The sequence below is a fragment of the Barnesiella sp. B2-R-119 genome, assembly GCF_023656675.1.
GTDB lineage: Bacteria > Bacteroidota > Bacteroidia > Bacteroidales > Barnesiellaceae > Barnesiella > Barnesiella intestinihominis.
Genome location: NZ_JAMOKL010000001.1, coordinates 785,128 through 799,192 on the forward strand (window position 1 = coordinate 785,128; position 14,065 = coordinate 799,192).

The window sequence follows — 14,065 nt, forward strand, 5'->3', positions numbered from 1 at the left end:
TTTCTGCTTCCTCGCCCACAGGCCGGCCCTTTCCTATGATGAAGTATACAGCCTGTGATGTCGCAAGGTGTGGCAAGAGGGAAAAAAGAATCGGCGATATTCGCTCTCTTGTCAGTATGATGCAGCCACGATTTTCATTTATTTCCAATTTATAAAACCATAAAGATATGAGAATAAAACATGTAATAGGAATAGCCTTCACCTGCATGGTGTTCATCTTTTCGTGCCAAGCCCAAAGCTCCACCGAGAGTCATGCAGGAAAAAACAAGCAAGAACAGAAAATCAAGCCCCGCCACTTGACCAAAGCGGAATTCCTCTCGAAAGTGGCGAACTATGAGAAAACGCCCGACAAGTGGGAGTACTTGGGCTCGAAGCCTTGTATTATCGATTTTTACGCTACATGGTGCGGTCCTTGCCGAAAGTTGGCTCCGATATTGGAGGAGATTGCCGGAGAATATGCCGGGAAAATCGATGTCTATAAAATAGATGTGGATAAAGAACCTGAGCTTGCCGCCGCCTTCGGTGTACAGAGTATCCCTACATTACTATTTTGTCCGATGAAGAATCAACCGCAAATCGCCGCCGGATTCATGGATAAAGCTACCTTACAGAAGGCTATCAAAGAGGTACTGCTCGTAAAATAACAACACGCCGAAAGTTATCGATATTCAACTCACCGGCTCTACGTGACATCACACTCTACGTTTTGTCTTAGTGGAGAGTGATGTTTTGATATGTTTCCTCTGCTAAGGATATTTCTTTAACCCCTCCGTCCAGAGGACACCTCCCCTATATTTTGCTATGCAAAACACAGGGGAGGAGGGTAATACTTTCCTGTGTATCGTGTTTGTTCTTCTCCCCCTATTACTGGGCGACACCCCGTAATACCACGGGACACGGCAGGGAGGAGAGTAGAAATCTTTCAATACATCGCTCCACCGTTGTTTTAATCTTCCGGCTCTACGAGCCTTCTCGCCCAATCGCACATACGTGCGCAGAGGAGGAGTGTGTGAATACCCTACAATACCGCAGGGTATAGGTGAGGGGGTTAAAAAGCATTCTCCTTTTTGGGTGGAGAGATAGATTTTACACTTCTCCCCTGTGTTTTGCAACGCAGAATATAGGGGAGAGACCGAAGAAACAATAGTTTCTGAGGAGAGGGGTTGAGGAAGATAGCATATAAGATTTTTGATTGTAGAATTTAACCCCCTCGCCCTACGGGCACTCCCCCTATATTCCCTTACGGAAACACCCCGTAATGCCACGGGACACGGCAGGGGGAGAGGATTGAAACGTTACTTTGAGTGGTTTCACCCATTCCGGCTCCGCATAACATCTCCCCTATCGAATTTCACTGACCTCATTCGGGACGAATAAAGTTCACAAAGTTCAGTAAAAAATACACACGAGCGGTTCGGTAGGATAAAAAAGCCGAACATACAACAACCCATATCGCACAAAGAGAGAATATCAAGTGAGAAATACCGCGCCTCATTACATTCCAACAAAAAAGTTTCATTCGTAAAGAGTTATGAATGAAACTTTTATTATATTTATAGCCAAATACAGTTAAGAGAAAACGATAGAATATATCTTATATGAAATATTACATTGAACTTTTTACCTTATTGTTATTTGTCGGATGTATACCAAATAGATGCTATACAATCTATCAAATCGATAACGGTGAAGACTATCTACAAGACGGAATGCGCCGCATTGCAGACAGGCAAGGGCGTATAGGGTATGTAAATGAAAAGGGTGCAATTATCATTAAACCTCAATTTGCTTTTGGTTTTCCTTTTAAAGACGGACGTGCAAAGGTTACAAATAGAGGAGAAAAAAAAGTAGTACCAAATTCAAAAGGAGAATATCATTATTGGGAAAGTGATAAATGGTTCTATATAGACAAGAGGGGAGCATCACTTCCTCAATTTAGCGTTATGGAATGGATCCCGACGCAAGTTGTAGATGATAAAGAAAATAGACAATATCGGATTGGTTTTATAGGATTGGCCAGATGGTTCTATTTACCTTATGACAACTCTAACGATTGGATAATAGTAAAGATAAAGGAGGCCATCGAAAATATTTCGATGATAGAAGTCACACTGTTAAACACAAATACCATTATTGACGTTCAACACAGCTATAAAGAATGGCCAAACAGCCTTCTTATAAATAATCCCTCACTATAAGAAATCACTGTAAATTTTATTCTTTTTTGTCTTATAAAAACTAAGGATAAAGAGAGGTCTTATCTTCGCTTCATACCCCCTCGTCCTGCACCTCCCCCTATCTTATCTGCGATGAGCAGAGGGAGAGTATTAAAATGTCACTTTGAATGGCCTTTCTGTGCTTTCTTTTTGCTTTGTGAGTACTTTCTATTCCTTTACAGAAACATAGGGAGAGAGTGTGTGATGTTTTGATATGCTTCCTCTGCTAAGGATATTTTTTAACCCCTCCGTCCAGAGGACACCTCCCCTATATTTTGCTATGCAAAACACAGAGGAGGAAGGTAATACTTTCCTGTGTATCGTGTTTGTTCTTCTCCCCCCTATTGCTGGGCGACACCCCGTAATACTACGGGACTCGGCAGGGAGGAGGTTCAAAATACCATTCCAATAGTGTCACACCGATCCATCTCTGTTTTAAGAGAAGTGTATGAATATCCGGCAATGCTACATAGATACGAGAAAGAGAAGAAAAGTATTTTCCACCATTCGGAGATATATAGGTAAAAAATAAGCGAACGTATCAAAAACGACATAGCGAACGTTTCTTATTCTTCGTCTACCCACAAACGGAGGGCAATGCGCGCACAGCCTTCGGCATCGGCAAGTGCATAGTGATGGCGGTCGAAGGGAATACCCAAATAGGCACAAACCGTGGGTAGCCGGTAATTGGCAATGGACGTGCGGGGAATAACCCGACGCGCCTGTCGGAGGGTACAGAGAAATGTCCCGTAGGTATAATCGATGCCATACATGCGACAGGCAGCCCGAAGCACCCGTTCGTCGAAAGCCTTGTTATGGGCGACGAAAGGTAGCCCCTCGACCCACGGAACGATTTCGCTCCATACCGCGTCGAACGTGGGAGCCCCGCAGGTATCGGCCGGATAGATGCCGTGTACTTGTTCGGAAAAACGGCGGATATAGTAATCGGGTTCGGGACAAACCAACCGATGCATGCGTTGCGTTATTTCCCCGCCACGAACGACCACAAGCCCCACGGAACAAATACTCGTAGGCTCGTAATTGGCGGTTTCGAAATCTATGGCGACAAAATTTTTCATGCGATTATTCTTCGGGTAAAGATACGGAAAAAACAAGATTATCGCATTATCGAAATTTCTTCCTGCAAATTTTGTCATGCATGAGATATGACCTACCTTTGAAGCAGGAAACGGATTTGCCCTATTCCTACTCCCTAATTTAAGAAAAACGAATATGAAAATAGGTATTATCGTAGCCATGCAAAGCGAATTGGAATGCGTTCGCTGTTTACTCGAAAATCCTCGGGAAGAGCAGCACGGTTCGTCTCTGTTCATTATCGGCACGAATGGGAAACATGAACTGATTCTGACACAAAGCGGAATAGGGAAAGTATCGTCGGCCATACGGACTTACGAACTGATAGACCGATATGCTCCCGACTGCATACTGAACACCGGTGTCGCCGGAGGTATAGACCGGTCGATGCATGTCATGGATATAGTGGTGGGCAGCGAAATCGTTTACCACGACGTTTGGTGCGGAGAAGACTGTGCATGGGGGCAGATAGACGGACTTCCCGCCCGGTTCCACAGCGACCCGGCATTGGTGGAAAAGGCTTTGAAAGTATCGACCGACTTGTCTCTCTATAAGGGATTGGTTTGCAGCGGCGACCGTTTTATCACCGATCCGGCGGAACTTTCGCAAATCAAAGGGCTTTTCCCCGAGGGCATGGCCGTAGATATGGAATCGGGGTCTATCGCACAAGTATGTTACTTACGTCACGTTCCTTTCCTGAGTTTCCGTATCATTAGCGATACACCGGGTGTCGACGGCCATATAGACCAGTATAACAATTTCTGGGAAAATGCGCCTCATCGTTCTTTCGAGATTTTAACCCAACTCATCAATGTGTTGTAAAACAAAAAACAATCGATATGAAAAAGATACCGAGCTTTACCATCGACCATATCCATTTATTACGTGGCATTTACGTTTCCCGTAAAGATTATTTGGGCGACCACGTCGTAACGACTTTCGATATTCGAATGAAAGAACCCAACCGGGAACCGGCCATCGGTTACGGTGCGTTGCACACGATCGAACACTTAGCCGCCACATTTTTGCGTAACCACCCGGTATGGGGCGACAAAATCGTATTCTGGGGCCCGATGGGGTGCTGTACAGGAAATTATTTCCTAATGCAGGGTGACCTCGAATCGAAAGACATTGTAGAACTAATGCGGGAGACATTCCGATTTATCCGCGACTTCGACGGCGAAGTGCCGGGAGCCGCTCCACGCGACTGCGGAAATTATCCGCTGCACGACCTGCCTATGGCTCGATGGGAGGCAGACAAATATCTGCGCGAGGTTCTCGATGTTATAGAAGAAAAGAACTTGGTTTATCCTACTATCGAAAAATAGTGGGGAGATTGTAGAATTTAACCCCCTCGCCCTTCGGGCACTCCCCCTATCTCATCTACGATGAGCAGGGGGAGAGGATTAAAAGCGACACTTCGATCGGCCTTTTGTGCTTTCTTTTTGCTTTGTGAGTACTTTCTATTCCTTTACAGAAACATAGGGAGAGAGTGATGTTTTTATATGCTTCCTCTGCTATGGATATTTTTTAACCCCTCCGTCCTGCGGACACCTCCCCTATATTTTGCTATGCAAAACACAGAGGAGGAGGGTAATACTTTCCTGTGTATTGTGTTTGTTCTTCTCCCCTGCCGAGTCCCGTAGTATTGCGGGAAGTTACGTTAGCAATATAAAGGAGACACCTCAGAAACAGTGGTTTCGAGGAGAGGGGTTGGGGGTATGACAATCCTATCTGATTTCCTATCGAGCCAGTATTTTTATAAAAATTAGCCTCTTTTTCCTTATTATTCCACACAAATTGAGTATTGGACGACCATAAAATCCCTATAACTAGGTATTTCGAAAGCTCGCCGAAAGTCGTTACTTTACATCGTGAAAAATTAAAGAATAAAACGATGAAAAAAATTGGAATATTTTATGGTTCTTCCACAGGTACTACCGAGAGTGTAGCCCATACAATCGCACAAAAGTTGGGTGTCGCCTCGAACGACGTACACGATGCTTCCAAACTGACCGGAGAAATGGTAAAGGAATACGACGTATTGGTATTGGGTACATCGACTTGGGGCTGCGGAGAGTTGCAAGACGATTGGTACGACGCTGTGAAGGTGTTGAAAAAGGCTGGCCTGAGTTCGAAAGAGGTCGCACTCTTCGGGTGCGGGGACTCGGAGTCGTACTGCGATACGTTCTGTGACGGAATAGGCGTACTGTATGAGGAGCTGAAAGGGACGGGCTGTAAGTTTATCGGTAATCACGTACCGACGGGCGATTACAACTTTTCCTCTTCTACGGCAGTTGTAGACGGTGAATTCGCGGGGCTTCCCCTCGACGAAATGAATGAATCGGACAAGACCGAAGGTCGCATCGATAACTGGGTAAAAAGTTTGAAAGATTAACCTTTTACAACCGGCATCCCATGATTACGTGCAATGCCTATCCGGCCGAATTGAAAGTGTTTCTGAACCACGTGTATGAATACAAGAAGGGTGTTCGCAACATGGTTCTTTATACGACGAACAAAAAATATGAAGAGTTTGCCGTCAGTCGATTGAACAGCCAAAACATAGATTATTGCATTCAACCGATCGGCTGTAATAAAATCAATCTGTTTTTCGGCCGCAGGGAGTGTATCGAAGTGATTCAATCCATGACTTCCCGACCTTTGAACGAACTGACACCAGAGGAGGATTTCATATTGGGAGCCATGCTGGGTTACGATATTTGCGGACAATGTCTCCGCTATTGCAAGCGCAAAGCCAAATGAAATAATTATAAAATCCCCCAAAAGCCAGATCTAATTCGCGGGGAAAGAAAAATCCAAAACATTGGAGTTTGTTTTTAGTTAGTAAAGAAACACCGCCCCGTGAGGAGCGGTGTTCTCTGTTTTTATCGAATAGGTATCTGTATCTTCCTAAAAAGGGATTCAGGTCTCAGGAGGACATCAGAGGAAATTTTCTTTTTATACACCTCCAACCCCTCTCCGAAGAAACTACCGTATCTTCGGTGTCTCCCCTATATTACTAACGTAACTCCCCGTAACGCTACGAGACACAGCCGGAGAGAGGTTGATATCCGCTTCTGTTTCCTTTTCTGCCAGTATTTTTTTCAACTCCCTCGCCCTACGGGCACTTCCCCCTATCTCATTTACGACGAGCAGAGGGAGAGGAGACCTGAATCTGTCATCTCCACGGTCGGTATTTTCTAACCCCTCCGTCCTGCGGACACCTCCCCTATATTTTGCTATGCAAAACACAGAGGAGGAGGTTAATACTTTCCTGTGTATTGTGTTTGTTCTTCTCCCCTACCGTGTCCCGCAGCATTGCGGGGTGTCACACAGCGATATAGGGGGAGTGCCCGAAGGGCGAAGGGAGCCCCCGACAACAGTAACAGAACTGTAAACAAACTCTCCGGAAAGACTGGAATGTGGTTATCGACAAGAAATTCATCGCTAACCCTTTTATTTTTCTACTGAACCGGATTCGGCGGATCTTACTTCAAACGGGCGAGGACTTCTTTCATACGGCGCATGGCTTCGGTGATATTCTCCTCAGAAGTGGCATAAGACAGACGAAGATAATCGGGAGCCCCGAAAGCATCGCCCGCCACCGTTGCGACATGACCTACTTCGAGGATATACATCGCCAAATCGGAAGAGGTGTTTATCTTGCGTTCGCCGTCGGACTTCCCCAAATAGTGGCTAACCTCGGGGAAGAGATAGAATGCTCCCTGCGGATCGTTTACTTTTAGTCCGGGTATTTCTTTTGCCAAACGTACGACCAAATCGCGACGGTGTTGAAATGCTCGTCTCATGGTTTCTACGCAACCTTGCTCTCCGGCAAAAGCGGCAGCCGCGGCTTTCTGTGCGATAGATGATGCTCCCGATGTGTATTGTCCTTGCAATTTGTTGCAGGCTTTGGCAATCCACAACGGAGCAGCGATGAACCCGATACGCCAACCGGTCATCGCATAGCCTTTGGAAACCCCGTTGATAATGACTATCCGCTCCCGAACAGAGGGGAATTGCGCGAGACTTTGATGGGCTCCCACATAATTGATGTGTTCGTATATTTCATCGGAAATGACAAATACCTGCGGGTGGCGTTCCAAAACGGAGGCCAACGCTTCCAACTCTTCACGAGAATAGACGCTGCCGGTAGGGTTGGAGGGCGAACAGAGAATGAGCAGCTTGGTCTTGGGCGTGATAGCGGCTTCGAGTTGGGCAGGCGTCATCTTGAAATCTTGTTCGATGCCCGTCTCGATAATCACATTCTTTCCTTCGGCGAGTTTAACCATCTCTACATAACTTACCCAATACGGGGCGGGGAGGATTACTTCGTCTCCCGGATTGACAAGGGCAAGAATCGTGTTACAAATGGATTGTTTGGCTCCATTCGAAACGACAATCTGTTCAGGAGTAAAATCGAGTCCGTTTTCGTTTTTGAGCTTCGCACAAATGGCTTGCCGCAAATCCATATATCCCGGAACCGGCGAATAGTGCGAGAAATTATCGTCTATCGCTTTTTTCGCGGCATCTTTAATATGCTGGGGTGTATTAAAATCGGGTTCTCCCACACTCAGATTAATCACATCTACTCCTTGTGCTTTCAGTTCACTACTTTTTTGTGACATCGCAAGCGTTTGCGAAGGAGCAAGAGCTGCCAAACGATCGGATACTTGATTCATGAGAATTATTTTTTATATTGTTACACTATGCAAAGATAACGCAAAGATGGACAGTGACCAATTTATCCGGCCATACCGAATACTGTCTATTTTGCTTCTTGCGCAAAGATACGTAAAGGAAACCAATTCGACAATAATTAACGACATTCTATCGCAAATTTCTTTCCCAGAATAATTTTTCGGAGCAAATAGCCAGAGTACCCACAGGGCTAAGGGGTTAGATTTTACAATAAAAAATCCTATACGCTGTCTTTTTTTTAACCCCTCTCTTCGTCGCTTTCGCTCCTCTGTATCTCCCCTATATTGCTAACACAACTCCCCGTAATACTATGGGACACGGCAGGGAAAAAGGGAGCCCCCGATAACAGTAACAGAACTGTAAATCAAACTCTCCGAAAAGGCTGGAATATAGTTATCGACAAAGACTTCATCGCTAAAATTCAGGTCTACCCCACGGATTTTCTACTGACCCAAAACCTAGTCTACTCAACCAAATCATAAAAACTCCCTCTATTCGAAAATTATGAAAGCCGAACAGAGGGAGCCTAAAAAATACATTAATTCAGTAGCATGTCTCTTGGTTATTATTCTAAATAACTTGAAACAAAGAGTCTATCTTACGATCATTTCTAATAACAAAGTAGTAGTATAAGTAGTAAAAAATCCGTTATGTCCCAGAAGTCACTAACGTTGCGATTGTCTTTACGACCTCGCCTTCATAACTCATCGGAGACATAACCGGCTCATAGTCAAACGGTATAAATTCAGAAACTTGTGCTGTCGCAAAATTATGATCCGCATCGATGAATAAAGTCAATTTTGCCCCAGCCTTGTGGCCTACCGCCCGCTGTAACGTATCGATAGATTGAAAATTACCCGACTCTACCATTTGTTTTAACCGTGAAACTTCGGCGCTTTCGAAAAGTAGTTCATATTTTTTCAACACTTTTCCAGTAGCCCGACAAACAGCTATCTTATTCCCCACTGCAACTCTTATCAATCCATATATAAGGAGTCCCGCACCCAACACAATCAAAAAAAGTTTGAGGGAGGACTGAGGATCGGAAACAGCAGATGAACCTACAAAAGCGAGTATAGCAATTACCAGTGCAATAATACCATTTACAGAAATTTTCTTTTTCATTTCAATATAAGGATTTTCCATAAATTTAGAAGAAACAGTTTCCTTTTCTATATTTTCCATTTGATGATAAAACTAATTGAATCGTAATAAAATAATTAATAATTAAAATTCCACGAAACTATTTTGATTGCTTAAATCTACAAATCTCAAAATAGGTCCTAAGTGCCGAGCCCCAGATAGCATATGTAATCAAACCGAAAAGACGATATCTCTGCCGAATTTCCATGTCTCTGAATCTGCGAGCTATCTCTTTTCTATCGCATTACAGCAAGACAGGAATACGAATATACGCACACTCCATACAGCCAAAGAATCATGCATCGGGAATACCAAACTATTCAATATATGCAAGTCCTTTCCTGCCACACACATACATGCAGCAAGAAAACCGGGCGAGGCTCCCGGCTACCCGTGAATAACGGCTACCCACCGTCATTCCACTAAATCAACATTTTACAAAGGGAATAGAGATAATGTCCGTCGTAGCACAACTGTGCCTTATATTTATCATAACAATCACCGACGATCTTCTCCCGAAGATCTACTAACTGACAACATAATTGCTGCTCATACAAAAATGCAGCGTTTCCACTCGCTTCCTCGGTTATCGGGGAAGACGGAAAGCGTGAAACATTCACGCATAGCCCTCTTTCTACCGGAATAATCGCTGTAAAATTCTGTATAGGCAGGGATTGTGCCCGAACATCGATAAGACTATAAGGATAAGAGGGGTCTTGCGGTTTCACAAGCTCATTTTCGCCTCCTGCGGACAAAAAGATGGCAGAAGTAAGCCCGAATATAGTGGCAAATAGGAAAACTACTATTTTTCTCATGAAACCTTTCATGCAGCAAACATATAAAAAATCTTCGAGATTCACAAGAATCGGTTCTATGATATATATTTACATTAACGCACGTGTAATCAAATGACATGACTAAACGGGCGATCGGTATGGTCGAAAAGGAAGAAAACGGAGTTTAATACGGCTCTTTCTATTGACTTTGAGACTGCTCCCCAAATCCCAACCGAAAGGTTATCTTTTCAAAATTGAATTTCACCCCATTGCAAGGATATCCTTTTCTCGCCTCTCCAATGAATATTTTCTCCCATAATCATGCGATATATCCTCGCAAGCAGACTTCTCGACAGAGAGCAACACCGTGCAGCATCATATTTTCAAGATATGCGAGCCTGTCGAAGTGGTTATACGCACAATGCGCATAGCTCCTTCGGGGATATGAACAGGCTCCACGGGCCGATTTTTCCTCTTTAAAAAAGTACCGTCGACAGCAAACACCTCTACACAAACGACTCCTTCACCGATAATAGCGATACTGCGTGTGAAGGGATTGTAAATATAGGGCACGGTGTTTTTGCTTTTCGGTAGCTCTACCCCTGCCAACAGCGACTCCATACCGGTTTTGGCATCGATGTGAGATCCGGGGGAGCCGATGAGCTTTCGCACGAGATCGAAGTCGAGCCGAGGATTGGCTTGCAACCACAATGCCATAATGCCGGTGACTACCGGCGTCGCCATCGATGTCCCGCACATTGCCCCCCAATAATTGGTACGCCCGGGAATCAGGGCATCGACCTCGGTATAAGCCAAGTCTTCGCGATTTACATTGTAAGATGCCGCATAATTATTGATCGCCGAAATTATGTGTGCACCCGGTGCAAGCACATCGGGTTTATCGCGTCCATCAAATGTGGGTCCCATACCGGAAAGGGGATACCTCTCGCCCACAGTCCAATCGGAACTTCGTTCCGTACCTTGTAAATTGGTAAACTTGTCTCGCGACACATAAGCACCCACCGATATGGGAATTTGCCCACAAGCGGTCGCCGCCATCGTGCTCGCGTTGGAGCCATTATCAAGTTCCCCGTAATCGCAACATGCAATGTATTTTCCGGCAGCGCCCGTCACTGAGAGGTTCCATTTCTGCCCGTCTTTCAACGGGGCATAGAGGTTGATGCTCACACCGCGCTGCAAACCATCGGCATCTTTCATAGGGGAAAGCGTGACGAGCGAATAGTCTTTTTCACCGGTTATATTCTCGTGACTTACCGATTCGGAAACATCGGAGCTAATCGAAGTTTCAAAAGCGACTCCATCGCTACCTACCAACGAGAGGGTCACTTGAAATGCAGATGTGGTCGAACACCCGATAAAGATATTTTCACGCATGTGCGATGGCGGAGTAAACGATGTGTTAATCACCTCACCCTGCCCCGTGGCCTCGGTCACAATCGTGGAGTTGCGATGCCCCTCGTTACCGGCCGCAATCGCCATAAGGCATTTTTTGCCGCTTTTGTCGAGCAGCTCGTCAATCATCGACGCGATAGGATCAGTCCCATCTTTGAAGCCTATGACCGTACCCATACTAAGATTTATAGCTATCGGTTTCTTCTCTTTCTCGGCATAATCGAGCAGATAGGCAAGGGCATCTATAATTCCGGATTCGCTCTTGTCGGTCGCCACTACCACAATGTCGGACTCCGGCGCCATACCTTTATACACATCGGCCGAGGAGGCTGCAATCGCAGCCACATGAGTGCCATGAGTGTCTCTCGAAACATCATGAGCCGCAGAGCGAATCAGTTCCGGGGTATCGAATACCACACCGTATCCCATAGAAGGAGTGTTTCCGTTCCTACCGCTCTGATCCCATACATGAACAATGCGACTATTGCCCTCGGCATCGCGAAATGCAGGGTGCATGAAATCAAAACCCGTATCAATCACCCCTATCAGCACGCCCTTTCCCGTGAAACTGCGAGGGAAATCGGGAAGACCTCCGTGAAGAGCATCCACTTGCGAATACTCACGCGCGAGGTCGGTCATAGCTCTCACCGTATTTCCGACATCAACATTCTCGACGTCAGCATCTTCCGCAAAAGCCACCAACGATCTCATCGGGATTACCGCTGTGGCTAGGTTACCCGTCACCACATTGAACGCCACTCCATAATCCGCAGCAAGCCTATCGAGGTCGGCCTCGTCGCAAAGTCTCACTATGGCATGTATATTCTCATCGGCAGACCGCAAGGCCGATGCTCTCTGATGAACACGGGTAATCGTGGAAGCGGTGAGTTTCGAAGGATAATATACCGATTGAAACGGCTGCGCCGAAGCCATAAAGGCCAACGCAGCCGCAACCATACATGTAATTTTTTTTCGCATTATCATAAGTCGATGATATTATAATGCAAAGAAAACGAGGGGAACCGACAGCATGCGATTCCCCTTCACTTTCTCGTTACTTTTTAGAACAAAAATTTATGGGTCGTGCGATTGCCATCGTCTGTAACAAGCGAGGCTATACATACTCCTTTATCGTGCACCGTAATGCAATCGCCATCGGTGACAACAGCCGTCACGATCATTTTACCGGTAATATCGTAAACACTAAGGCGAGCTTTTTCACCTGTTGCCGATACAATCACCAAACGGTCGCCCTCTTTAACAATCTCAATTCCGGCTGTCGCACCGACAGACTCGATACTGCCCGTTCCATCGATTTCCCACAGAAGAGCCGGGAAGCCGTCGGCCCCTACACCCCACGCATTAGCAGACAGATTGGCATTAAGTTTAGCAATCATATCGGCAGCTTTCATTTCTTCCTCCGTAACAGCGGTCACACCGGCCTGCTCGCTCAAAGGCTTACAGCCGGTGAGCGCTTCGACATAGTAACAATCGGAAGCCGAAGATTTTTCCAATTCTGCACAAATGGGGCTTTTACCGGGCAAGAAAGAAGAACCAACTTCCGCCTCGACAGAACCGATAGCATAACAGTTGTAGACTGTGGATTGCTCGGCCCAACCAACAATACCGGCTACCCAATAGGCCAATGGACATGAGATTGTAGCCGAAGAATAACAGTTTTGAACATTCGACATACTGACAGACCCAGCAATACCACCGGCAAACGAATGTCCTACCAACTTACCGGTATTTACACAACCGGAGATCGTCATAGCCACCTCGGCAACACCCACGATGCCCCCAGCGTTCATACTGCCCCCGTTCACCAAACCCATGAAGCGACAATTTTCCACCTTGCCACCCGAACTATAACCGATAAAACCGCCTACATTGTCGAATTCACTACCTTCAACAGTAACACCCTGCCCGAGAGTGAGATTACAGATGTGAGTTTCGGGGTAAGAGATTGCAAAAAGCCCTACTCCACCGAGAGTAGCTTCGGCATTATTACTTACGATCGTGAGATTGTCGATGGTATGGAAATCACCATCGAAAGTTCCACGAAACACTTTCGACTCTCTGACCAACTCAGGATTCTCTTGTGTCGTATAGTCATTATAGTGACCAATCGAAGGCATTTGCTTGCCACCCATGTCTAAATCGACGGTCAGGCGGAAGAATTTTCCTTGATAGGTCTCACCGGTTGTCACCGTTTGCTGCAAATGCGACAGTTGCGCCTCGTTCTCTATCAAGAACGGATTTTGTTCCGAACCATCGCCCTGAGTCCAAGCAGTTGCATCACCGTTCCATGCGGCATAACTTGAAAGAGAGATGCCCATGACCATTACAAACGATAGCTTTTTGTAGAAATTTTTCATCATAATCTAAATTTTGTTTATGTATAATAATTGTAAAAATATAGCTCAACAAACTATTCGATTTTTAACCAGCGTTTTAGACAATATCAATTTGAATATCAATATTTTATATTCGAATTTCCAACAACTTTATCGGCCTATATCAAATTATGGAATAAAGCCAGACCGATCTTATTTTTATAAGAGGAGGCAAGTTATATAAAATAATATTAATAGACAAGAAAGAAAACGAAAGTTTTATCATTATAACAATATATAAATATTGCTTTTATTTTTCAAAAGCCAATCTTAATAAATACTTTGAATAAAAATCAAAAAAGTTTTCTGTGGAATTTATTTT

General features: G+C 45.1%; 12 protein-coding genes. 6 read left to right on the top strand and 6 right to left on the bottom strand.

Annotated features, from left to right (window positions below):
* The first annotated feature begins 167 nt into the window (after positions 1-167).
* Together trxA and NBH06_RS02950 are read left to right on the top strand one after the other, a co-directional pair.
* Entirely contained in the window at positions 168-644 is a 477-nt protein-coding gene (trxA, locus tag NBH06_RS02945) for a thioredoxin (protein ID WP_008861278.1), read from the top strand.
* 954 nt (positions 645-1,598) lie between these two features.
* Positions 1,599-2,198, top strand: coding sequence for a WG repeat-containing protein (locus NBH06_RS02950; RefSeq protein WP_155012064.1), 600 nt, complete (start codon positions 1,599-1,601; stop codon positions 2,196-2,198).
* Between the two features lie 584 nt (positions 2,199-2,782).
* Here NBH06_RS02950 and NBH06_RS02955 read toward each other — a convergent pair.
* Positions 2,783-3,295, bottom strand: a complete 513-nt coding sequence (locus tag NBH06_RS02955; RefSeq protein WP_155012063.1) for a 3'-5' exonuclease — start codon at positions 3,293-3,295, stop codon at positions 2,783-2,785.
* 154 nt (positions 3,296-3,449) lie between these two features.
* Here NBH06_RS02955 and NBH06_RS02960 point away from each other — a divergent pair, with 154 nt between their 5' ends.
* The 4 genes from NBH06_RS02960 (at position 3,450) to NBH06_RS02975 (ending at position 6,077) form a co-directional block, all read left to right on the top strand.
* Positions 3,450-4,133 (top strand): 5'-methylthioadenosine/adenosylhomocysteine nucleosidase, encoded by a 684-nt coding sequence (locus tag NBH06_RS02960; RefSeq protein ID WP_021891626.1) that lies wholly within the window; start codon positions 3,450-3,452, stop codon positions 4,131-4,133.
* Between the two features lie 17 nt (positions 4,134-4,150).
* Entirely contained in the window at positions 4,151-4,639 is a 489-nt protein-coding gene (locus NBH06_RS02965; RefSeq protein ID WP_250792709.1) for an S-ribosylhomocysteine lyase, read from the top strand.
* A 569-nt stretch (positions 4,640-5,208) separates the two neighbouring features.
* A complete protein-coding gene (gene fldA, locus NBH06_RS02970) occupies positions 5,209-5,709 on the top strand; it encodes a flavodoxin FldA (protein ID WP_008861284.1) in 501 nt (166 codons plus the stop codon).
* A gap of 20 nt (positions 5,710-5,729) precedes the next feature.
* The gene (locus NBH06_RS02975; protein WP_008861285.1) at positions 5,730-6,077 is read left to right on the top strand and encodes a DUF2023 family protein; all 348 of its coding nucleotides are present in this window, start codon (positions 5,730-5,732) and stop codon (positions 6,075-6,077) included.
* 725 nt (positions 6,078-6,802) lie between these two features.
* Here the strand turns inward: NBH06_RS02975 and NBH06_RS02980 are convergent.
* The 5 genes from NBH06_RS02980 to NBH06_RS03000 all read right to left on the bottom strand — a co-directional run bounded on the left by NBH06_RS02980 (position 6,803) and on the right by NBH06_RS03000 (position 13,728).
* Complete coding sequence (locus tag NBH06_RS02980) at positions 6,803-7,996, bottom strand: pyridoxal phosphate-dependent aminotransferase (RefSeq protein ID WP_250792712.1); 1,194 nt, start codon at positions 7,994-7,996, stop codon at positions 6,803-6,805.
* Between the two features lie 667 nt (positions 7,997-8,663).
* On the bottom strand, positions 8,664-9,140 hold the full coding sequence (locus NBH06_RS02985) for a hypothetical protein (RefSeq protein WP_250792715.1): 477 nt from the start codon (positions 9,138-9,140) through the stop codon (positions 8,664-8,666).
* Between the two features lie 440 nt (positions 9,141-9,580).
* Positions 9,581-9,973: a hypothetical protein gene (locus NBH06_RS02990; protein WP_155012057.1), complete on the bottom strand. Its 393-nt coding sequence runs from the start codon at positions 9,971-9,973 to the stop codon at positions 9,581-9,583.
* Between the two features lie 336 nt (positions 9,974-10,309).
* A complete protein-coding gene (locus tag NBH06_RS02995; RefSeq protein WP_021891086.1) occupies positions 10,310-12,304 on the bottom strand; it encodes a S8 family serine peptidase in 1,995 nt (664 codons plus the stop codon).
* A gap of 104 nt (positions 12,305-12,408) precedes the next feature.
* On the bottom strand, positions 12,409-13,728 hold the full coding sequence (locus tag NBH06_RS03000) for a hypothetical protein (protein ID WP_250792717.1): 1,320 nt from the start codon (positions 13,726-13,728) through the stop codon (positions 12,409-12,411).
* Positions 13,729-14,065: the final 337 nt, after the last annotated feature.